This window comes from Glutamicibacter sp. NPDC087344 (assembly GCF_044744225.1).
GTDB lineage: Bacteria > Actinomycetota > Actinomycetes > Actinomycetales > Micrococcaceae > Glutamicibacter.
Genome location: NZ_JBIUXY010000004.1, coordinates 310770 through 331721, shown reverse-complemented (window position 1 = coordinate 331721; position 20952 = coordinate 310770). Strand labels below are relative to the sequence as shown.

Sequence of the window (20952 nt, the reverse complement as noted above, 5' to 3'; positions counted from 1 at the left end):
TAGGCTGGGGATTCCAGGCGGTGGCCTGCCGCCTGGTCGCGAAAGGGTAGTGCCATGGAGATCAACGCCGCCAAGGCCCGTGAACTGGCCGAAGAATCCCGCGAACAAGGCTGGCAGCGGCCGAGTTTCGCCAAGGGAATCTACATGGGCGAGGTTGATTTCTCGCTGATCGATCCCCTGCCCGCCCCGAAAACCTCCGACCGCGCCGCCAGCTTCCTCACCGAGCTTCAGGCCGTTTTAGCCGGGTTCGACCCCGGGCGGATCGAGGCGGCGGCCCGCGTCCCCGACGAGTACATCGAGGCCCTGCGCCAAGTGGGCGCGTTCGGCATGAAAATCCCGGTTGACTACGGCGGGCTGGGGCTGAGCCTGCTCGACTACGGCCGGGCGCTGATGCGGGTCGGGTCATTGAGCCCCGCCCTTGGCGCGCTGCTCTCCGCGCACCAGTCGATCGGCGTGCCCGAACCGGTGAAGTCCTTCGGCACCGAAGAGCAGAAACGCAAGTACCTGCCGCAGTGCGCCGCCGGAGCCATCAGCGCCTTTTTGCTCACGGAGAATGACGTCGGCTCGGACCCGGCCCGGCTGGGAACCCGCGCCACGCTCAGCGAGGACGGCAGCCACTACACCCTGGAAGGTGCCAAATTGTGGACCACCAACGGGGTGGTGGCGCAGCTGCTGGTGGTGATGGCCGCCGTCGAACCCCACGAGGCGCGCGGGGACCAGCCGGCCGGCAAGGGCGGGATCACGGCCTTTGTTCTCCGGGCCGACGCCCCGGGCATCACCGTGGAGAACCGCAACACCTTCATGGGCCTGCGCGGGATCGAAAACGGGGTGACCCGCTTCCGCCAGGTGCGGGTGCCGGTCGCCGACCGGCTTTCCCGCGAGGGCACGGGCCTGAAAATCGCGCTGAGCACCCTGAACACCGGCCGCCTGTCCATTCCGGCGATGTGCGCCGGGGCGGGCAAGTGGGCGACGAAGATCGCCCGCGAATGGTCCGCGGCCCGAGTGCAGTGGGGCCGGCCCATCGGCGAGCATCAGGCGGTGTCCGCCAAACTCGCCTACATCGCCGCCAGCACCTACGCGCTTGAGGCGGTGTTCGAGGTCAGTGCGCTGCTGGCGGATGCCGGGATGAAGGATGTGCGCCTGGAGGCGGCGCTGGCCAAGCTGTACTCCTCCGAGGTGTCCTGCCAGATCGCGGACGAGTTGATGCAGATTCGCGGTGGGCGCGGCTATGAAACCGCCGCGTCGCAGGCGGCCCGCGGCGAGCGTGCGGTCCCGGTGGAGCAGCTGCTGCGCGACCTGCGGATCAACCGGATTTTTGAGGGCTCGACCGAGATCATGCACCTGCTGATCGCCCGCGAGGCGGTCGACGCGCACCTGCAGGCCGCCGGTGCGCTGGCCGATGCCGGATCCTCTCTGGCGCAGAAAGCCGCCGCGGCGCGTGATGCCTCCGGGTTCTACGCCCGCTGGCTGCCCACCCTGGTGGCCGGCGCCGGGAGCCTGCCGGGCAGTTATTCGCAGCACGGAGTGCTGGCCAAACACCTGCGCTACATTGAGCGCAGCAGCCGAAAGCTGGCGAGGGCCACGTTCGCCGGGATGGCCCGCTGGCAGGCGGGGCTGGAAAAGCAGCAGGTGTTTTTGGGGCGCATCGTGGACATCGGGGCGGAGTTGTTCGCCATGGCCGCGGTGATCGCCAAAACTGCCGCGCTGGATGCCTCTTCGCCCCAGCGCGAAGCGGCGCAGGACTTGGCGCAGGCGTTCTGCACGCAGGCCGCCAGACGCTGCGAGGCCCACTTCGAGCACCTGTGGGAGAGCACCACCCAGGATGACAGGCTTGCCGCCGACCTGCTGGCCGGCGACTACCTGTGGCTTGAGCAGGGGGTGCAGGATGTGTCCGAGGGCACCGGGCCGTGGATCGCCGAGTGGTCCCAGGGTGAAACCGAGGATCTGCGCCGCCCCTATGGGGTGGACTGACGGCTATGGGTCGGCGATCTGCGCGTCCAGTTTGCCCGCCCGCCACAGGGCGGTGGCTTCCCGGGCCTGCCGGTTCAAATGCAGCGCCTGCGAGGGAGCGAAAAAGTAGGTGTTGAACTGCAGCTTTTGCTCCGGATCCAGCTCCGGGGGCAAAAGCACCATGGGCCTGGAGCCCTTGACCTTCACCGCGTGGAATAACCCGCAATGCCGGGCGATGTGGTGCACGGTGCAGTACAGGTCGCTGGACTCGATGTCGGTGCACCCTCCCCGTTCCCACTTATCCAGATGGTCCAGCTCGCAGCGCTCCGCCGGCATGCTGCACCCCGGATAAGCGCAGCCGCGGTAGGCGGCGCGGATGGCCCGGGCCTGCGCCTTGGAAAACAGCCGCTGGGTGCGGCCCAAATCCAGGATCTGGCTCTTGCCATTGAGCACCACCGGATACAATCCGGCATTGCATACCATGGCGCGGGCCTCGCCGGCAGAGATCGGGATGCCGGAGGCGGTGGTGGCGAAGTCGTGCCCGGTTTCAACCATCTTGCCGTAGTCCAGCAGCACCCCGATCTGCGGTGTGATCACCGCGTGCGCCGAGTCTCCGGCCCCGGATGCGGCAGGCACGTGGGCCTGCAACACCGCCATCAGCCCCAAGAGGTGGCGCAGTTCCGGGCGTAAATCCTCAAATGGGGCGAGCGGGGACGCGTCCTCCGGGTGGGTTCCGTTCTCAGGCGCGCAGGATTCGGCGGGTTCCGTGTCGGCGGTTTCGCCGGGCTCCTCAGCGTCGGCGGGTTCCTCGGGAAAATCATGCGCTTCGGTGTGGCCAACACCCTCGGGCTCCTGGGAATCGGCGGTTTCGACGGCGGGGTCCTTGGCCCAGTCCGGCATGGTGCTTTCATCGTCCCACTGTCCCGCGGCGCCGTCTTCACGCAACGCGGCGGCCTGCGCGGCCAGCGCCTCACGGTTTCCGGCGACGGTTTTCGGGTTGTCGATGGCGCGGAAGGAGGCGCGCCAGGTCTCACCCTGGGAAGGCAGGACCTTGATCAGGAAATGCTCCAGGCCGCGACGGATTCCCAACGGGTAGACGCCAATCTGGGACAGCAAGTCCTGCGGCGGGCGCTTCTCCCCCACCGCCTGGGCGATCAGCGCGCCGATATGTTTGCGAGCCGTGGCAGGCTGGGCGCAGATCAGCTCAACGGCGAGTGCCTCAAGCTCGGACCGGATGGATTCCGCGTCGTCCCCGGCGCCCAGGTCCTTGTCCGCGGCCTTGAACTTGCGGGCCGCGGAAATGACCAGCCGGGGGTCCAGGTCCGGGTCGGCGAAGGCGGCGGCCAGGATGGGCAGGCCCGGGGCGGCCTGCTCGCCGGCCTCGGTGACCTGTGCGATCAGCTGATCAGCGGTGGCTAGGCGTTCGCGGGCCGTGGAGGCCGGAATGTTCAACCAGCCTGCGAGCAGGTCAAGTGCCTTTTTGAAGTGCGTGCGGGCGCCGGTGGTGCGACCGGTGGCGGCCTGAGCCTGCGCTGGCGTGGGGTCCAGCCCGGCGTCGGCGATCATTTGAAGGGATTGCGCATCGAGTTTGTGCGCGCCGGTGCGGCGCACCGCCTCGGCGGCGTGAAGTTGCGCGCGGGAAAGCTGCCCGGCCAGGTGTTCGATGAGCAGCGCGGCGTAGGCGGCGTGCCCCGCCGGAAGCTCGGGATCGGACAGGGTATTCACCGCCGTCGCCAGCAACTTGTCCGCGTGGGACAAGTCCAGAAGTGTTTGACTGCTGCTCATGAACCCAGTGTGCCCCCGTTGCGCGCTTCCGGGGCGGGATCATCGCGAACTGGGGATAACTCGTGCGCCCTGTAACAGGCGCCGTCACACGCCCGGTAACAGGCGCGCTACTGGACCCTGCAACAGGCGCGCTACCCGTGCATCCGGTACCAGAGCAACGCCACCTGCAAACTGGCGCGTGACTCGGCCGAATCCAGTGACACCCCGAGTTTCTCCTCGAGTTTGGCCAGCCGCGCATACAGCGTGGGGCGCGAAAAATAGCCGGCCTTGGCCAGCGCGGATTTATTGCCGCCGTGGCTCAGGTACAGCTCCAGCAGGTGCAGCCCGTCCTCGTCGGGCCCGGTGAGCAGGCCGGAGAGTTCGGTGTGGGCGAAGGCGCGCAGCCGCGCATCGTCCCCCATGGCGGAGAGCACCCCGCGTAGCCGCAGGTCGGCGAATCGGTAGTAGGGCTGGGCGCGGGTGGGCAGATGCGGGACGATGTGCGCGACGTGGGCGGCCTCGTCCAGCCGGGCCAGGGCGGCGGTGAGCGCGCCGGGTTCCGCCACCCCGATCGCCGCCGGGATGGCCAGTTGTTCGGCCAGCCGGCGGGTGAATCCCTGCAGCACCGAATCAACCAGCTCGCGGGCGCGCAGCGGCAGGATCACCGCGAGGTAGCCCGGGCGCAGCGAGCCGGCCAGCACCCCCAGGCGCAGGGTGTCGGCAAGTTGTTCGATGACCTCCAAGGCGGCGCGCTCGGCCAGCTGGGACTCCGTGGGGGTCAGCTTCTCGGCGCCCAGCGAGATGACCAGCGGGACATAGTAGGGCGCCTGGTCCAGGCCCAGTGACTGCGCGCGGTCGGTGATCTGCTTGGGGCTGTAGCCGTGCGCGGTTTGCAGTTCGTGCAGCAGCGCGGTGCGCGCCTGGTAGACCTGTTCGCGCTGGTCGCGCCCGGACAGGCGGGCGATGGTCAGCGCCTGGCCGGCGCGTTCGAGCACCAGGGCGGCGCTGGCGTCGTCGGCCAAGGCGGCCGGCACGATCAGCCGGCCCCAGCGGCTGCGCACCGCGCCGACCGGGGTCTGCAACCAGTTCTCCGCCCCGGCGCACCGCCCGGTGTGCTCCAGGTACCCCACAAACCGCGAGCGTTCGATCCAGTGATCCAGCTCCGCGTCGGCGTGGGCGAGCACCAGGTGGCGCACGTCTTCGAGCACCACGGGAGCCTGCAGCAGCGCCGCGGTGCGCTCCACAATTTTCTGCTCGTCGGCCTCGGAGAGCGAAAGCTCGGTGTAGATTTCGTGCACGCTGCGTGAAAACTGCAGGTCGGCCAGCTGCGCGGCGACCAGCTTCTGGTGGATGACCTCGGTGATTTCCACAAACCGGACCTTGCGGCGCAGCCGGATGACCGGGAAGTCCAGCCCGTGAAGGTCCAGCGGCAGCGGGTCGGGGGCTTCGATGATCACCCCCACCGCGCCGGCCTGGCGCAGCCGTTCGCAAAAACCGCGCACGTCGTGCACATTGCGCAGGGTGCTGAGCACCAGCTCGCGCCCGATCAGCAGGTCCACGTTCGCCTCCGACTCGGTGACGTGCACCCAGCGCAGTTCGTCGTCCAGCCCCGCCGCGCATAAAACCTGCGGATCGGCCGCCTGGACCACCGGCAGGGACAGCACCTCGTTGACCGTGAGCATCGTCCGCCTTTACACGTTGAGAAGGGTTCAGCATAAATCATGACACAGTGCTCGTGTTGTGACCCCGAGTTTTACGCCACCATGGAAACACACCAAGAACGAGGAGCACCATGACAACGCTGCAGCACTGGATCAACAACGCCGCCTACCAGGGCGATGACCGCTCAGGCAACGTGTACAACCCGGCCACCGGAGAGGTGGCCCGGCAGGTCGCGCTGGCCTCCAAGGCCACCACGCAGGCGGGAATCGCCGCCGCCCACGCCGCCTTCCCGGGCTGGCGCGACACCTCGCTGGCGCGCCGCACCGCGATCATGTTCCGCTACCGCGAGCTGCTCACCGAACGCAAGGGCGAGCTGGCCGCGATCATCACCGCCGAGCACGGCAAGGTGCTGGACGACGCGCTGGGCGAGGTGGCCCGCGGCCTTGAGGTGGTGGAGCTGGCCTGCAACGCGCCGTACCTGCTCAAGGGCGAGTACTCGGAGAACGCCTCCACCGGGGTCGACGTGCAGTCAATGCGCCAGCCGCTGGGTGTCTCGGCCATCATCTCCCCGTTCAATTTCCCGGCCATGGTGCCGCTGTGGTTTTTCCCGGTCGCCATCGCTTCGGGCAACACCGTGGTGCTCAAGCCAAGCGAGAAGGACCCGTCGGCCGCCAACTGGATGGCCGAGCTGTTCGCGGAGGCCGGGTTGCCCGCGGGTGTGCTGAACGTGGTGCACGGGGACAAGGAGTCGGTGGACACCCTGCTGCACGATGAGCGGATCGCCTCGCTGTCATTTGTGGGTTCCACCCCGATCGCGCAGTACGTGTACTCCACCGGCACCGCCAACGGCAAGCGGGTGCAGGCCTTCGGCGGGGCCAAAAACCACATGCTGGTGCTCCCGGACGCGGACCTGGATCTGGCCGCGGACATGGCGGTCAATGCGGGCTTCGGCGCCGCCGGCGAGCGGTGCATGGCGATCTCCGTGGTGGTGGCGCTGGATTCCATCGCCGACGAGCTGGTGGCCAAGATCGCCCAGCGCGCCAAGACCCTGCGGGTGGGCGACGGCACCCGCGGCTGCGACATGGGACCGCTGATCACCGGGGAGCACCGTGACAAGGTCGCCGGGTACATCGAGGCCGGAATCGCCGCCGGCGCAACTCTGGCGCTGGACGGGCGCACCGGGGCCATCGACGCGGACGGCACCGGCTTCTTCCTGCACCCGACCATGTTCGACCATGTGGGCACGGACATGAGCATCTACACCGATGAGATCTTCGGCCCGGTGCTCTCCGTGGTGCGCGTCAGCTCCTTTGAGCAGGGGGTCGAGCTAATCAACTCCTCCAAGTACGGCAACGGCACCGCGATCTTCACCAACGACGGCGGGGCGGCCCGCCGCTTCGAGAACCAGATCCAGGTGGGCATGGTCGGTGTGAACGTGCCGATCCCGGTCCCGGTGGGTTACCACTCGTTCGGCGGCTGGAAGGCGTCGCTGTTCGGAGACCAGCACGCCTACGGCCCGGAGGGCTTCAAGTTCTTCACCCGCAACAAGGTCGTCACCAAACGCTGGCTGGACCCCAGCCACGGCGGAATCAACCTCGGCTTCCCACAGAATGACTAGGACCATGAGCACAGAAATCACCGAGATCAGCGACGAACTGATCGCCGCGGGCCGGCGCGCCCATGAGCTGGACCGCGAGCACGTTTTCCATTCCTGGCAGGCCCAGGGCCCGTTCAACCCGATGACCATCCTCAAAACCGAGGGCTCCTTTGTCTGGGACGGACAGGGGCGCAAGCTCATCGACCTCTCCAGCCAGCTGGTCAACACCAACATCGGCCACCAGCACCCCAAGGTGATCGCCGCGATCCAGGAACAAGCGGGCAAGATCGCCACGATCGCCCCGCAGCATGTGAACGACGCACGCTCCGAGGCCGCGCGGCTGATCGCCGAACATACCCCCGGGGACCTGAACAAGATCTTTTTCACCAACGGCGGCGCGGATGCGGTGGAGCACGCGGTGCGCATGGCGCGGCTGCACACCGGGCGGCACAAGGTGCTCTCCGCGTACCGCTCCTACCACGGCGGCACCCAGCTGGCCGTGAACATCACCGGGGACCCGCGGCGCTTCGCCTCGGATTCCGGGTCAGAGGGAATCGTCCACTTTTTCCCCGCCTATCCGTACCGCTCCTACTTCGGAGCGAGCACCGAGGAGGAGGAGACCGCGCGGGCGCTGGCGCATCTGGAGGACCTGATTGTGCTGGAGGGCGCGCAGAACATCGCCGCGCTGATCCTGGAATCTATCCCGGGCACCGCCGGCATCTACCTGCCGCCGCCGGGCTACCTGGCCGGGGTGCGCGAGCTGACCCGCAAATACGGCATCGTGTACATCGCAGATGAGGTCATGGCCGGCTTTGGCCGCTCGGGTGAATGGTTCGCGGTGAACCACTGGGGTGTCACCCCGGATCTGCTCACCTTCGCCAAGGGGGTGAACTCCGGGTATGTGCCGCTGGGCGGGGTGGCAATCAGCCCGGAAATTTTTGAAACCTTCCGCGAGCGCGCCTACCCGGGCGGGCTGACCTACTCCGGCCACCCGCTGGCCTGCGCCGCGGCCGCGGCCACCATCAAGGCCATGGAAGACGAAGAGCTGGTCCAGAATGCCAAACGCCTGGGGGCTGAGATCATCGGGCCGCGGCTTGAGAAGTTCAAGGCCGATCACCCCTCGGTGGGCGATGTCCGCGGGGCCGGGGTGTTCTGGGCGATCGAGCTGGTCACCAACCGTGAAACCCGCGAGCCTTTGGCAGCCTACGGCGGCAGCTCGCCGCAGATGAATGAGGTGATCGCCGCCGCCAAACAGGCGGGCCTGCTGCCGTTCGCCAACTTCAACCGGCTGCATGTGGTGCCGGCGATGAACATCCCCGACGCGGTGCTCATCGAGGCGCTGGATAAGTTGGAGCAGGCGCTGATCGTCGCCGACGGTTTTGTGAAGTAGTCTCCCGCAGCTGGCAGGTTCACCCCTGCCAGCTGCGTTTTTCTTTATTCGCTGGCAGATGAATGGGCCACCGGCGCGGGGACCGGCTGTGGAATACTGGGAAGACTCGCACAAACTTTCGGGAGGAACCAATGGCAGGCGACGCATACCAGCCGCATCTACAGTGGGGTGTCAAGGCCTCCTTTGTCGGATACATTTCATCGCTGGCCGACGGCCGCATTGAGGCGGCCAACGGCGTGTGGCAGATCGGCAATTCGCTGGCCTTCCCGCTGCACCCGGCCACCGATGTTCCGGAAAACGAAATCTGGTTCAACGGACGGGTCTCCTTCTCCGGCCACGGCGGGATGATGAAACTCGACCTGAACGAACCGCGCATCGAGAATGCGGGAGAGTCGATTTTCCTGACCATCGACACCCCCGAGGGGCGCACGGCCATTGCCCAGCTGACCGAAACCGGGGTCTCCACCGCGATGGGGCTGACCCGCACCCGGTTCTCCGCGGTGGTTACCGAACAGGGATCCAAGATGTTCAACGGCCAGTACCCGGCCGGGCAGGAAATGGAAGAAGTCGAAGTCACCCTGCGCAGCTAACAATGAAGCCCTGCACCATTGGTGCAGGGCTTCATTGTTAGCTACTGGCGCGAGAATTCCGAGGCGCGGGCAACCTGATCGTCGCTCAGCGCCTGGCCCGTGTACTTTTCGAACTGGGCGGCGGCCTGCAGCGCGATCACCTCGGCCCCGGTGATCACCGGTTTGCCCAGCCGCAGGGCGGCCTTGATCAGCGGGGTTTGGCTGGGGAAGGCCACCACGTCGAACACCGTGTGCGCGGCGGCCAGCTGAACGTCGTCGAATGACTGGACTTCTTCCTGCGCCCCGGACATGCCCAGCGGGGTGACATTCACCAGGATCTGGTGCCCAGGCTGCGGATCGGCGGCGCACCAGGTGTAACCGTATTTCTGCGCCAACCCCTTGCCGGCGTCTTCGTTGCGGGCGAGCACCGTCAGGTCCTGGAACCCCGCCTCGCGGAAGGCGGCGACAACCGCTTTGGCCATGCCGCCGGAGCCGCGCACCAGCACCGAGGCCGCGGGATCCAGCTGATGGCGGGAGATCAGGGTGGCGATCGCCTCGAAGTCGGTGTTGGAGGCACGCAGCTCACCGTCGATATTCACGATGGTGTTCACCGAATCGATGGCCGCGGCCGAAGGCTCGACGACGTCCACCAGGGCCATCACTTCTTCCTTGAACGGCATGGAAACCGAGCAGCCGCGAATCCCCAGCGCCCGCACCCCGGCAATGGCCCCGGGCAGGTCCTCGGTGGAGAACGCCTTGTAGATGAAGTTCATCCCCAGCTCTTCATACAGGAAGTTGTGAAAGCGCGTGCCGATGTTCGAGGGGCGTGCGGATAGCGAGATGCACAGCGTCATGTCTTTGTTCAAGATCGGCATGGGCGGCCCTTCCGTTGGGGGTTGTTTCTCCCAATATACGGTCGGGCAGGGCCACCAGGGAAGAATAAAGATGATTTTTTACGCGCGGGTTATGGACCGGTCGGGCAGCGGTGCCGCCTACTTCATCCAGCTCATGCAATAGTCCAGGTTCGCAATCACGGAGCTCGCGGCGGCGTCCGAATCGCCGGCTTCCACCGCATCAACCAGAAAATCGTGGCCCTCGGGCAAGCATCCGTTAAACCCGTCTTCCAGGCGCTGGACCATTTTGGTTCCGTGGAATACGTCGCCGAAACTGCCGTAGAGCTCATGCATCAGCGGCACCCCGGAGGCGCGGGCCATTTCCAGATGGAATTGCCAGTCGGCCTGCGACCACGCCTGATAGTCCTGCCGCTCCCAGGCCGCAACTCGCTGGGTCAGCAACTCGCGCAGCCGGGCGATCACCGAAGCGTCGGCAACTTGGGCCGCCAGCCGGGCCGCCTGGGTGTCCAGCGCGAAGCGCACCTGCAGCACGTCCTGATCAGAATGCTCGCGGTAGACACGTTGCGCGGTGCCGCTGATCTCACTGGTGGCCCGCACGTAGGTGCCGTCACCCCGGCGGACCTCGAAAACCCCGGTGCGGGCCAGGGCCTTGATGGCCTCGCGCAGGGTGCCGCGCGAAACACCCATCTGCGCCATGAGTTCCGGCTCGGCGGGAATCTTCTCCCCCAGCTGCCATTGCCCCCGCGCCACCGAATCGGAGAGGCGGGCAACAATTTCATTCACCAGCGGTGGACGTATTCCCGGCTGGTTCATGAGCGCTGCCCTACGCTGGCTCCGTCGACTTCGATGAGCTTTCGGGCAGCGGACTCGGTGCGCAGCCCGCCGAGTTTGTAGCAGAAAATGAGCTGGGCCACGGCAACACCAAGCACGATGATCAATCCTGCGGTCCAGGACCCCAGCGCGCCTTGGAGCAGGCCCAGCACAAAGGGCCCGAGGGCCGCGAGCAGGTAACCCACCGATTGGGCCACCGTGGACAGCGCGGTGGTTTCCGCGCCGGTGCTGCCGCTGCGGCTGAGCATCAGCATCACCAGCGGGAACACCCCGAAGCCCAGGCCGATGAGCACCGCGGCTATCAGTGAAAGCTCGACCGGCAACAGCAGCAGGGCGATAAATCCAAGCAGCGAACCGGTGGAGGCCACCACAAAGGCGCTGCGCAGCAACCGCGGTTTGGAAGCCATCCACAACATGATCATTCCCACCGGGATACCCACACCCTGCACAATGGCCAGCATCACGCCGGCCGAGGCCGGCTGCAATCCGCGTGAAATGAGGATGTGCGGCAGCCAGCTGACCACGGTGTACACCAGCAGGGATTGGATTCCGAACACCGTGGTGAACAGCAGCCCCTTGCGTGTGGCCAGCAGCGGCCACGGCGAAACATGTTCGGCCGGCGCACTGGCCGTCGGCTTGCTTCGGAAAGACAGCGGGATGAAACACAGCAGCGCCAGGCTCGCCGGGATGGCCCAGAGCGCCAATGCGGTCGAGGGCGAACCGGCCTGCGCCGCGAGCGGCACACTCACCGCGGAGGCGAAGGTCGCCCCGATGGACATGGTGGTGGTGTAGGCAGCGGTCATCGAGGCCGCCCGGTTCCCGTGGTATTCGCGGATGAAGGAGGGCATCGCCACGTTGCACACGGCCAACCCGCACATGCCGATGACGGTGCCGGCCAGCAGCGCCCACGTGGATTCAACCACCCGCAGGGCCAGGCCGGCGGTGAGCAGCAGCAAGGACAGGGTGATTCCACGTTCGAGCCCGGTCCGCCGGATCACCGTGCTGGCGCCGGCGCCGGCCACCGCGAAACACAACACCGGAATGGTGGGCAGCAGCGAGGCAATCAGGGTGCCGTAACCCAGTGACTCCTGCAGGCCGTGGAACAGCGGAGAGGCCGTGGCGATGCCAATACGCAGGTTCAGCCCCACCAAGATGACCGCGGCGACCGCCAGGAAACCCGCCAGCCATGGGGAGCTGCGAACGTTGCTGGCCGATGGCGGGGACGGGGGCTGGGACGAATCGGAAATCATGGTTAAACATTAGACGTTTGATGTTTGGGTGCACGACTTTAGTGTCCGACGCCACGCACAGCAAGGGCGCCGAACCGCGGTGGTTCGGCGCCCAAGCGACCGGGACTAGCCCTTGATGATCTGCGGCTGCGCCAGGGACTTCAGCCCGTCAAGGCCGAATTCCAAACCGTAGCCGGACTGCTTGGCCCCGCCGAACGGGATGCGCGGGTCGATGGTGCCGTGGGAGTTGATCCACACGGTGCCTGCCTGCAGCTGGGCCGCAACCTCCAGGGCCTTGGCGCGGTCGCTGCCCCACACCGAGGCACCCAGGCCGACCTCCAGGGCGTTGGCGTGCTTGATCGCCTCGGCGCTGTCCTTCACCTTGATGATCGGCAGGGCCGGGCCGAACTGCTCCTCGGTCACCAGTCGGTTGTCCGGGTCGATGTCGCTGATCAGCGTGGTTGGGTAGAAGTAACCGGCGGCCGCCTCGTCCGGGTTCGCACCCAAGAGCACGGTGGCGCCGGAGTCCACGGCGTCGGAGACCAGCGAGGCGACAATGTCGTACTGGGCCTTGTTCTGCAGCGGGCCGAGCACGTTGTTTTCATCCAGCCCCACACCCATCGGCATGGCCTTGGCGACCTCGGTCAGCGCGGAGCAGACCGCATCGTAGATGGATTCCGGCACGTAGAGGCGCTTGAGCGCGGCGCAGGTCTGGCCGGTGTTGATGAACGCACCCCAGAACAGGTCCTGGGCGATGGCCTGCGGGTCGGCGTCTTCCAGCACCACACCGGCGTCGTTGCCACCCAGTTCAAGGGTCAGGCGCTTCACGGTGTCCGCCGAGGAACGGATGATCGCCTTGCCGGTGCGGGTGGAACCGGTGAACATGACCTTGCTGATCTTCGGGTGGGCCGACAGCTTTTCGCCGACCTCGCGGCCGCCGGCCACTACGTGCAGCACGTCGGCGGGCAGCACCTCATTGAGGATGTGGCCCAGGGCGATGACCGACAGCGGGGTGTACTCGCTGGGCTTCATCACCACGGTGTTGCCCATCCGCAGGGACGGGGCCAGCTGCCAGATGGAGATCATCATCGGCCAGTTCCAGGGGCCGATGGCACCGATGACACCCAGGGCGCGGTAGTGCTTGGCGGCGTAGGTCTCGCCGTCGTCCACCACCACCTCCGGCTCAACGTCGTAAGCGGTGGCTGCGCGCAACCAGGCGGCGGCTCCGCCGACCTCAAAACGGGCGTTCGGGCCGTTGAGCGGTTTGCCCTGTTCGCGGGAGAGCAGCTCGGCCAGCGCTTCCGCGTTGGCCTCGATGTTATCCGCGGCGGCGTTCAGCAGGCGTTTGCGTTCCTCATGGCCCAGCGCATCCCACGCCGGTTGGGCCGCATGGGCCGCGTCCACCGCGGCGTCAAGATCCGCCGCCGACTTTTCCGCGACGCGGCCGACCACCTGGCCGGTGGCCGGGTCGAGGACTTCGGTGCCGCCGGTTGCCGGCTGAATGGCCGAAAGTAGTTCCTGGGCATTTGCGTAGGCCATGGAAGTGGCTCCTTTATCTTGGTGGTGTTCTTAGAGGACTGGGAGTTTCTCGCCTGCCGGCTCGGCGCCGGTCGAGGTGTCGGTCGGGGCGTCGGGCTGCGTACTCGACGTGGTGGTGCGGGCCGCTGCGGCCACCAGGAATCCGATGATTCCCGGAACGATGACCACGGCCATCAGGATGTAGCCGAGCAACCCCGGCTCTTCCATCCCCAGCAGCACATCGAAGTTGATGACAATTTGGATAAAGATGAAAGTCAGCGCCAGCCCTGAAAGCAACGGGGCGATGACCCGGGTGAGCAGCGAATCGGTGGTGCGGTGGGTGGCGAAGTAGCCGATGATCGCGAACGAGGTCAGCGCCATCAGCAGCACCAGGCCAAAGGCCGCGGAATTGGTCAGCCAGGTGAACATGGTGAACACGATGAACATGGGGTCTTTGCCGGTGGAGATCACCGCAAACACCGCGATCACCGCCAGCGCCAACACCGACTGGGCCAGCGAACCGGCCACCGGGGCGTGGGTGCGGCGAGAGGTCCCGGCAAGGATGGCGGGCAGGGCGCCGCCGCGGCCCATGGAGTAGAAGTAGCGGGCCACCACGTTGTGGAAGGCCAGCAGCGCGGCGAACAGGCTGGTGATAAACAACAGGTTTGCCAGGTCCACAAACCAGGTTGGCGCATGGTTGGTGAAGAAGACGAAGATCAGATCCGGACCGAATTCGGCGGAAGCGCCCAAAACGTTGGAGGCTCCCTCAGCCACGGAGATCGCAAAGGCGGAGAACGCGTAAAAACAAGCGATCACGATCACCGCGATGATGGTGGCGCTGCGGGCGGTGCGCTTGGGGTCCTTGACCTCTTCGTTGTAGATGGTGCCGGATTCAAATCCCATAAAGGCGGCGATGGTGAAGGCCATGACCGCGCCCATGCCCGGGGCGATCGCGGCGGATATGTCAAAGGCCGCCCCCGGGGCCGGAGCCTCTGGGGAGATCGCAAAGGCCATCACGTTGTAGATGATGACCACCAGGAATTCAGCGGCAACCACAATACCCAGGACCTTCACGGAGAAGTCCACCCGGTTCACCCCCAGCAGGCCAACCAAAACCCAGGCCACCAGGGCCGTCGCCCACCACGGGATGCCGGTTCCCAGCAGCCCGTTAACGAAGGACGAGGCGGCGAACCCGAACATGCCGTAGATGCCGATCTGCATCAGGTTGTAGCTGACCACGGCGATCATGGCCGCCCCGACACCGCTGGCCCGGCCCAGGCCCTGGGCAATGTAGGCGTAAAACGCGCCGGCATTGGGAATGTGGCGGCTCATGGCGGTGTAGCCGATGCTGAAGACCAGCAGGATCGCTCCCACCACCAAAAATGACAGCGGTACCGATTCCATGCCGGTCACCGCGTAGTTGGTGGTGACACCACCGGCTACGGCGGTGAGCGGCGCGCTGGCCGCGATAATCATCACCACCAGGGCGGGGACGCCCAGTTTGCGTTGTTCAAGTCCCATTGGATCCCCCATTGCGAGTAAGTATCTCTAGGATGCCTCAGCGTGGTGCAGGTCACCTTGGCATTGCGTGCAGCACTCTTGCGATTGCGCGCAGGCTCACGGGGTCCGGCGGCTCACGCCGCCTGCTGCAAGCGGAAACGGCCGGGGGTGAGGCCGAATTCGCGGGAAAACATCCGGCTGAAACCGGCCGCATCGGGGATGCCTACCCGGGCGCCGATCCGCTGCACGGACATTTGAGCAAGCAAAGGGTCGCGCAGCAGGGTGCAGGCCTGTTGCAGCCGGCGATGCCGAATCAATGCCGCGACGGTGTGCGGCTCGTGCTCGAACAGGGCGTGCAGCGAGCGCACCGAGATGAAGTGCGCGGCGGCGATGCGGGCGGGGTCCAATTCCGGTTCATCCAGGTGGTTGTCGATGTAGCCGGTGATCCGCTGGCGCTGGGCCGCACGGGTATCGGCCTGGTCTTCCCCGCCCAGCGCACCGGCCAGGGCGGTCGCGATCAAATCCACGGTGTTGCGCGCCAGTGAATACCCGCCAAACCGGTCCCACGTGGACAGGTTGTTGCCCAGGTGGCGCAGCAGCGGGGTGACGGTTCCGGCCAGCGGATGCTCGTCTTTCAGCGCGACGGCGGTAATCTGCCCCACCTGCTGGGGCGAGAGGCGGAATTGGTCATGCGGAACCAGGGCAACGACCACGGAGGCGGGTTTGTCGAAGGCCAGCGTGTAGGGCCGTTGGGTGTCGTAGATGGCGAGGTCGCCTGGGGACAGCACGGTTTCGCGCCCGTCCTGCACCAGCAACCCGTACCCGTCGAGCTGGTAGGAAACCTTGTAAAAATCCCCGTCCCCGCTGCTGCTCAGGTCTTCGGTGCGCAGCACCGCGTGAGGCCTGGCGGTGATCCGCATCAGGCCGATGTCCCCCAGCATGTTGGCACCCAGTGTTGCCGCGAAACGCCCCTGGGAAATTTGCTCGCTTTGCAGTTTCACAAACGCGTCGGAAATCAGGGCCGACCATGCGGAAAACGAGTCAACATGCTGTACCTGATACATCCAAGCCCCCTGCGATCTGCGCCCGGAACTGTGGCGGGCGACACGTTCGAGGGTAGCCTAGAACGCCGCAAAAGTCACGGTTTTTCTTCCGTTGTAGATGAAAGATCGGCATTTTTGGGGAGCCGCTGAAGACTCGCCAGATGGTGCTCCAGCTGCTCAAGCAGCGACTGCACGGTATTGGCCCGCTCATCAAGCACACTCCCGGCCTGCGCCCCCATCAGGAAGTTGATCATCGAGTCGCGTGCCGCCGCCGCATCACGGTGCCCCGGGCCAAGCAGCTGTCCAAGCCACACATCCAGTCGCTCGCGCCAGCCCTGCATGGTTTGCGAGTTGGCTTCGGCGAGCGCCGGATCCCCCAGCGCCAGATGCCAGTAGTGCACCGCGACCCGCGCCTCGTCGCGGCGCAGCTCATCCAGCGGCAGCACCTCGTGGGCGAAGGCCTCGATGGCCGCCAATCCTTCAAGTGCGCCTGCACTGCGGGTAATTCGGGTATTTGTCGCCTCGGCAACGTAGATGAAGGTAGCGGCGAGAATCGCGTCCTTGGTGGGAAAGTAGATTTTCAGCCCACCGTTGGCATACCCGGCCGCGGCCGCCAGATCACGCAAATTCAGCTTTTCAATTCCTTCGCGCGCAATGAACCGCCACGTGACTTCGACAATTTCACGGCGGCGCTGGTTGTGGTCAACGATTTTCGGCATGCCTCAAGCGTAGGGGAGAAAAATAGTTTCCCCCTCGTGCTTGCGTCCTGCGTCACAGAGCCGTATTCTCTACAAGCAGAGAACAAAAAATGTTGTGGATCACATCCCATCACCGAAGGGCCGACGCATCATGAGCGAAACCACCGCCGTGGAAACCAACTTCACGCTGCTCTCCGAGCAGGAAATCTCAGCCGCCAAGCAGCTGCTGGTTGACAACCAGCTGTTCGGCGAACAGACCCGCATCGCCTACATGGGCCTGGAAGACCCGAGCGAGCAGAACGCCGACCGCCTGGTGCGCGTGATGCTGATGGACAAGCTGCGCAACGAGCCTAAGGACGTGGTGCTGGACCTGACCCGCGGCACGGTCGCTTCGCTCATCGAACTCGACCCCGCGGCGGTAGGCCAGTTGCCGGTCCTGGTTGAAGAATTCGAAATGGTCGAGGCCATTGTGGCCAAGGACCCGCAGTGGATCGCCGCACTGGAAAAACGAGGGCTCACCACCGATCAGGTTCGGGTGGCCCCGCTGTCCGCCGGGGTGTTCGAATACCCGGAAGAATCCGGGCGGCGCATCCTGCGCGGCCTGGCCTTCCGCCAGGACTTCGCGGAGGATTCCGCTTGGGCGCACCCCGTCGACGGCCTGGTCGTGTACATCGACACCATCGCCGGCACGGTTGACCAGCTGCTGGATTACGGCTTGGTGGATATCCCCGCCACCCACGGCAACTACACCGACCCGGAGCTCACCGGGCCCATTCGCACCACCCAGAAACCAATTGAGATCACCCAGCCCGACGGGGCAAGTTTCACCGTGACCGCAGGCAACCACGTTGAGTGGGAGAAGTGGTCCCTGGACATCGGTTTCGACATGCGCGAAGGTCTGGTGCTCTACAACATCGGCTTCGACGACCGCGGCACCCTGCGCCGGATCTTGGATCGCGCCTCCATTGCGGAAATGGTGGTCCCCTACGGCGACCCGTCCCCGGTGCGCAGCTGGCAGAACTACTTCGACACCGGCGAATACCTGGTGGGCCGGTTCGCCAACTCGCTGGAGCTCGGTTGCGATTGCCTGGGCGAAATCCATTACATCTCACCGGTGGTCACCGACGCCGATGGCAACGCCCAGGAAATCACCAACGGCATCTGCATGCACGAGGAAGACGCCTCGATCCTCTCCAAGCACTCGGATGACTGGTCGGGGGTCAAGTACACCCGGCGCAACCGCCGCCTGGTGATCAGTTTCTTCACCACCGTGGGCAACTACGACTACGGCTTCTACTGGTACCTCTACCTGGATGGCACCATCGAGTTCGAGGCCAAGGCCACCGGCATCGTTTTCACCTCCGCGATGCGCGACGAACGCTACGCCTCGGAAATGGCCCCGGGACTGGGAGCCCCCTTCCACCAGCACCTCTTCGGCGCCCGCCTGGACTTCTCGCTGGATAGCGGTGTCAGCCAGGTCATCGAGGAAGAGGCCGTGCGCCTGCCAATCAGCGACGAGAACCCGCGCGGCAACGCCTTCACCCGCAGCCACACCGTGCTGGCCACCGAAAAGCAGGCGGTACGCGATGCCAACATGGCCGTCGGCCGCACCTGGGTGGTCACCAACCCGGAGAAAAAGAACTACCTCGGCAAACCAGTAGGTTACAAACTGCTCCCCCAGGGGCTGCCGACCCTGCTGGCCGCGGAGGGCTCCTCGGTCCACCGCCGCGCCGAATTCGCCTCCAAGGCGCTGTGGGTGACCCAGCGCGATGCAGCCCATCGGTACCCGACCGGGGACTTCGTCAACCAGAACCCAGGGGTGGACGGCATCGGGTCTTGGATCGAAGATGATAAGAACATCGACGGCGAGAAGATCAGCCTGTGGCACACCTTCGCACTGACCCACTTCCCGCGCACCGAAGACTGGCCGATCATGCCGGTGGACACCGTAGGATTCAAGATCCGCCCCGAGGGCTTCTTCGACCGTTCGCCGGTGCTTGATGTGCCCGAGCCAGCCAAGCACGGTTGCTGCGCCACCACCGAAGCCGATGGCTGCTGCGGCTCTAACGGCTAGCGCCGTCGCCTCGGTGCCCTCGCGCCGGAGCGCGAGGCTCATTCCACCCCGGAATCGTGTCCTGGGCTGGGCCGCGGCTTCCTCCGCGGTGGTGCACCTGGTTGTTTTGGCGCTCATCCCGCATTCACTGCCGTGGGCGGTGCTGCTGGTGGCCATGACCCTGTGGTGCCTGAAGTGCTCGTGGTGCGTCTTGCGCGGCGGCAGCTCGCTGGAGTTGCTGGGCATGTGCGCCGCCATGGGCGCCGCGCACATCGCCATGGTGATCGGCATGCCGTGGTTTGCCGGCCATCACTCAGGGTCGGCCGGCCACTCGGCCAGCCACGTGGTACCGATGCTGTTGATTGCGCTCATGGAGTTTGCCCTCATGTTCGCCGCGGCGCTGGTGGCACGCGGCCAGCTCAGCACCGGTGCGCCGGGAACCAGATCTGTGCGCACAACCGAAATAGCATAACCACCCTGCGGCACAGCCCGGGTTGTTTCATCGCCAATGAAACAACCCGGGCTGTGCCGCATTTTGCCTTAAATTCTTCAATTCCCGACATAGTAGAGATTTTCACAAACCAACTGGTTGGTCGGAAATGGCTTGACACGGAGGTCCCGACACGATTGAATATGTAGCGAATCACATTCTGTTCGTGAACGTGAAGCTGAGAAGAGGGATACTCTTGACTGCCCATCGGCAATCGCCACCGGTCATCCGCGCTCAATTCGCCGCCAAATTCAAAGGTCCTTTGGTGATCCCCCTGCGCTGTTTTATGCCCCGCGCCTGAATCACCCATACTTTGACCCCTAGGACCAACCCATGGTTTTGACCAACCCCATTTCTTTTGACCATCATGAGGCGCAGGCTTCGCCCGTGCACATCGCGGCTTCATTGGCGTTAGCCAAACACACCAGTTACTGGCTGGACACCGCACAACGCCCGGCACCCAAACCAGCCCTGCACGGCAATCTCGACACCGATCTCCTGGTAGTCGGCGGCGGCTACACCGGACTGTGGACCGCGCTGCAAGCCAAGGAACGCGACCCGCAGCGCGAGGTGGTGCTGCTTGAAGGGCAGCGGATCGGCTGGGCCGCTTCGGGACGCAACGGCGGCTTCTGCGAAGCCACCTTGGTTCATGGCCAGAGCAATGGCCAAAACCATCTGCCCCAGGAAAACGAGCTGCTCAGCGAGCTCGGAGCGCGGAACCTCGACGAACTTCAGGCAACCGTTGAACGCTACAACATGGATGTGGACTTCACCCGCCAGGGGGTGTTGAATGTGGCGACCGAAGCTCACCAGATTCAATGGGTCACCGAGGAGGACGGCAATGACGGAGTTGACGTACTGGATGCGAATCAGACTCGTTCACTGATCAACTCCCCCAGCTTTCTTGCCGGCGCCTGGGACAAAAACTCCACCGCCCTGGTCCACCCAGCCAAGCTCGCCTGGGAGTTGGCCCGCGTGTGCAGTGAACTGGGAGTAAAAATCTACGAGCATACCCAGGTCACCGAGCTTCAGGAGCACGGTTCCACCATGCGCGCACTCACTGCGGATGGACAGGTGAACGCCAAACATGTGGCCCTAGCCACCAATGTGTTCCCCTCGCTGCTCAAACGCCACCGTTCCCATGTCATCCCGGTGTACGACTACGCGCTGATGACCGAGCCGCTCACCGCCGAGCAACGGGCGGCCATTGGCTGGGATCCGCTCATTGGCCTGGCGGATATGAACAACCGATTCCACTATGCCCGACCGACCATTGATGAGCAGGGCGGATTCCGCATTTTGTACGGCGGCTACGATGCCGTGTACCACTTCGGCGGCAAGGTCCGTTCAAGCTACGACACCAACCAGCAAACCTTTCAGAAGTTGGCTTCCCATTTCTTCGGCAGCTTCCCCGAGCTCAAAGACGTGAAGTTCTCGCACGCCTGGGGCGGGGCCATCGACACCTGCTCACGCTTCTTTTCCTTCTTCGACGTATCCCACGGTGGCAAGGTCGCCTACTGTGCAGGGTTCACCGGCCTAGGTGTGGGAGCCACCCGTTTTGGCGGCACGGTCATGCTGGATCTGCTCTCCGGGGAAAACACACCGCTGACCCAGCTGGAACTGGTGCGGAAAAAGCCGATCCCCTTCCCGCCCGAGCCGGCAGCCTGGGTGGGTGTCCAACTCATGACCAGCCACCTGGTGAAGGCGGATCGCAATGAAGGAAAACGCTCAGCCTTCCTCAAACTTATGGACAAGATCGGCATGGGTTTTGATTCCTGAACAACGCCGTCAGAAACTACCCCAA

At 65.2% G+C, this 20952-nt stretch carries 16 protein-coding genes; 7 read left to right on the top strand and 9 right to left on the bottom strand.

Annotated features, from left to right (window positions below):
- Positions 1–54: 54 nt before the first annotated feature.
- Positions 55–1971 carry an acyl-CoA dehydrogenase family protein gene (locus ACIOWL_RS09125; RefSeq protein WP_400383824.1) on the top strand — a complete coding sequence of 639 codons (1917 nt, stop codon included), beginning with the start codon at positions 55–57 and terminating at the stop codon, positions 1969–1971.
- 3 nt (positions 1972–1974) lie between these two features.
- On the opposite strand, the gene ACIOWL_RS09120 is transcribed toward ACIOWL_RS09125, so the two are convergent.
- Both ACIOWL_RS09120 and ACIOWL_RS09115 read right to left on the bottom strand, forming a co-directional pair.
- Positions 1975–3735, bottom strand: coding sequence for an HNH endonuclease signature motif containing protein (locus tag ACIOWL_RS09120; RefSeq protein ID WP_400383822.1), 1761 nt, complete (start codon positions 3733–3735; stop codon positions 1975–1977).
- A gap of 131 nt (positions 3736–3866) precedes the next feature.
- Positions 3867–5396: a PucR family transcriptional regulator gene (locus ACIOWL_RS09115; RefSeq protein ID WP_400383821.1), complete on the bottom strand. Its 1530-nt coding sequence runs from the start codon at positions 5394–5396 to the stop codon at positions 3867–3869.
- A gap of 110 nt (positions 5397–5506) precedes the next feature.
- On the opposite strand from ACIOWL_RS09115, the gene ACIOWL_RS09110 reads away from it, so the two are divergent.
- From ACIOWL_RS09110 to ACIOWL_RS09100, 3 genes are all read left to right on the top strand, one after another.
- Positions 5507–6994: a CoA-acylating methylmalonate-semialdehyde dehydrogenase gene (locus ACIOWL_RS09110; RefSeq protein ID WP_400383819.1), complete on the top strand. Its 1488-nt coding sequence runs from the start codon at positions 5507–5509 to the stop codon at positions 6992–6994.
- A 4-nt stretch (positions 6995–6998) separates the two neighbouring features.
- On the top strand, positions 6999–8363 hold the full coding sequence (locus tag ACIOWL_RS09105) for an aspartate aminotransferase family protein (RefSeq protein WP_400383816.1): 1365 nt from the start codon (positions 6999–7001) through the stop codon (positions 8361–8363).
- A 131-nt stretch (positions 8364–8494) separates the two neighbouring features.
- Positions 8495–8953, top strand: a complete 459-nt coding sequence (locus ACIOWL_RS09100) for an HtaA domain-containing protein (RefSeq protein ID WP_400383813.1) — start codon at positions 8495–8497, stop codon at positions 8951–8953.
- A 41-nt stretch (positions 8954–8994) separates the two neighbouring features.
- Here the strand turns inward: ACIOWL_RS09100 and ACIOWL_RS09095 are convergent, their stop codons facing one another.
- The 7 genes from ACIOWL_RS09095 to ACIOWL_RS09065 form a co-directional block, all read right to left on the bottom strand.
- Positions 8995–9807, bottom strand: a complete 813-nt coding sequence (locus tag ACIOWL_RS09095; RefSeq protein WP_400383810.1) for a shikimate 5-dehydrogenase — start codon at positions 9805–9807, stop codon at positions 8995–8997.
- 117 nt (positions 9808–9924) lie between these two features.
- A complete protein-coding gene (locus tag ACIOWL_RS09090; RefSeq protein ID WP_400383807.1) occupies positions 9925–10599 on the bottom strand; it encodes a FadR/GntR family transcriptional regulator in 675 nt (224 codons plus the stop codon).
- On the bottom strand, positions 10596–11867 hold the full coding sequence (locus ACIOWL_RS09085) for an MFS transporter (protein ID WP_400383805.1): 1272 nt from the start codon (positions 11865–11867) through the stop codon (positions 10596–10598). The genes ACIOWL_RS09090 and ACIOWL_RS09085 overlap by 4 nt, the downstream gene beginning before the upstream one ends.
- 105 nt (positions 11868–11972) lie before the next feature.
- Complete coding sequence (locus tag ACIOWL_RS09080; protein WP_400383802.1) at positions 11973–13385, bottom strand: aldehyde dehydrogenase family protein; 1413 nt, start codon at positions 13383–13385, stop codon at positions 11973–11975.
- A 30-nt stretch (positions 13386–13415) separates the two neighbouring features.
- Positions 13416–14885, bottom strand: coding sequence for an APC family permease (locus ACIOWL_RS09075; RefSeq protein WP_400383799.1), 1470 nt, complete (start codon positions 14883–14885; stop codon positions 13416–13418).
- A gap of 113 nt (positions 14886–14998) precedes the next feature.
- Positions 14999–15928, bottom strand: coding sequence for a helix-turn-helix domain-containing protein (locus ACIOWL_RS09070; protein WP_400383797.1), 930 nt, complete (start codon positions 15926–15928; stop codon positions 14999–15001).
- 74 nt (positions 15929–16002) lie between these two features.
- Entirely contained in the window at positions 16003–16626 is a 624-nt protein-coding gene (locus tag ACIOWL_RS09065; RefSeq protein ID WP_400383794.1) for a TetR/AcrR family transcriptional regulator, read from the bottom strand.
- Positions 16627–16756: 130 nt separating this feature from the next.
- On the opposite strand from ACIOWL_RS09065, the gene ACIOWL_RS09060 reads away from it, so the two are divergent.
- The 3 genes from ACIOWL_RS09060 to ACIOWL_RS09050 all read left to right on the top strand — a co-directional run bounded on the left by ACIOWL_RS09060 (position 16757) and on the right by ACIOWL_RS09050 (position 20927).
- On the top strand, positions 16757–18679 hold the full coding sequence (locus ACIOWL_RS09060) for a primary-amine oxidase (protein ID WP_400383791.1): 1923 nt from the start codon (positions 16757–16759) through the stop codon (positions 18677–18679).
- Positions 18654–19130: a hypothetical protein gene (locus ACIOWL_RS09055; protein WP_400383788.1), complete on the top strand. Its 477-nt coding sequence runs from the start codon at positions 18654–18656 to the stop codon at positions 19128–19130. The genes ACIOWL_RS09060 and ACIOWL_RS09055 overlap by 26 nt, the downstream gene beginning before the upstream one ends.
- A 351-nt stretch (positions 19131–19481) precedes the next feature.
- Positions 19482–20927 (top strand): NAD(P)/FAD-dependent oxidoreductase, encoded by a 1446-nt coding sequence (locus ACIOWL_RS09050; RefSeq protein WP_400383785.1) that lies wholly within the window; start codon positions 19482–19484, stop codon positions 20925–20927.
- Positions 20928–20952: the final 25 nt, after the last annotated feature.

Bases quoted from the DNA above. Each gene is read 5' to 3' on its own strand.
- ACIOWL_RS09125 (WP_400383824.1), top strand. From the start codon at position 55: ATGGAGATCAACGCCGCCAAGGCCCGTGAACTGGCCGAAGAATCCCGC.
- ACIOWL_RS09120 (WP_400383822.1), bottom strand. From the start codon at position 3,735: ATGAGCAGCAGTCAAACACTTCTGGACTTGTCCCACGCGGACAAGTTG.
- ACIOWL_RS09115 (WP_400383821.1), bottom strand. From the start codon at position 5,396: ATGCTCACGGTCAACGAGGTGCTGTCCCTGCCGGTGGTCCAGGCGGCC.
- ACIOWL_RS09110 (WP_400383819.1), top strand. From the start codon at position 5,507: ATGACAACGCTGCAGCACTGGATCAACAACGCCGCCTACCAGGGCGAT.
- ACIOWL_RS09105 (WP_400383816.1), top strand. From the start codon at position 6,999: ATGAGCACAGAAATCACCGAGATCAGCGACGAACTGATCGCCGCGGGC.
- ACIOWL_RS09100 (WP_400383813.1), top strand. From the start codon at position 8,495: ATGGCAGGCGACGCATACCAGCCGCATCTACAGTGGGGTGTCAAGGCC.
- ACIOWL_RS09095 (WP_400383810.1), bottom strand. From the start codon at position 9,807: ATGCCGATCTTGAACAAAGACATGACGCTGTGCATCTCGCTATCCGCA.
- ACIOWL_RS09090 (WP_400383807.1), bottom strand. From the start codon at position 10,599: ATGAACCAGCCGGGAATACGTCCACCGCTGGTGAATGAAATTGTTGCC.
- ACIOWL_RS09085 (WP_400383805.1), bottom strand. From the start codon at position 11,867: ATGATTTCCGATTCGTCCCAGCCCCCGTCCCCGCCATCGGCCAGCAAC.
- ACIOWL_RS09080 (WP_400383802.1), bottom strand. From the start codon at position 13,385: ATGGCCTACGCAAATGCCCAGGAACTACTTTCGGCCATTCAGCCGGCA.
- ACIOWL_RS09075 (WP_400383799.1), bottom strand. From the start codon at position 14,885: ATGGGACTTGAACAACGCAAACTGGGCGTCCCCGCCCTGGTGGTGATG.
- ACIOWL_RS09070 (WP_400383797.1), bottom strand. From the start codon at position 15,928: ATGTATCAGGTACAGCATGTTGACTCGTTTTCCGCATGGTCGGCCCTG.
- ACIOWL_RS09065 (WP_400383794.1), bottom strand. From the start codon at position 16,626: ATGCCGAAAATCGTTGACCACAACCAGCGCCGCCGTGAAATTGTCGAA.
- ACIOWL_RS09060 (WP_400383791.1), top strand. From the start codon at position 16,757: ATGAGCGAAACCACCGCCGTGGAAACCAACTTCACGCTGCTCTCCGAG.
- ACIOWL_RS09055 (WP_400383788.1), top strand. From the start codon at position 18,654: ATGGCTGCTGCGGCTCTAACGGCTAGCGCCGTCGCCTCGGTGCCCTCG.
- ACIOWL_RS09050 (WP_400383785.1), top strand. From the start codon at position 19,482: ATGGTTTTGACCAACCCCATTTCTTTTGACCATCATGAGGCGCAGGCT.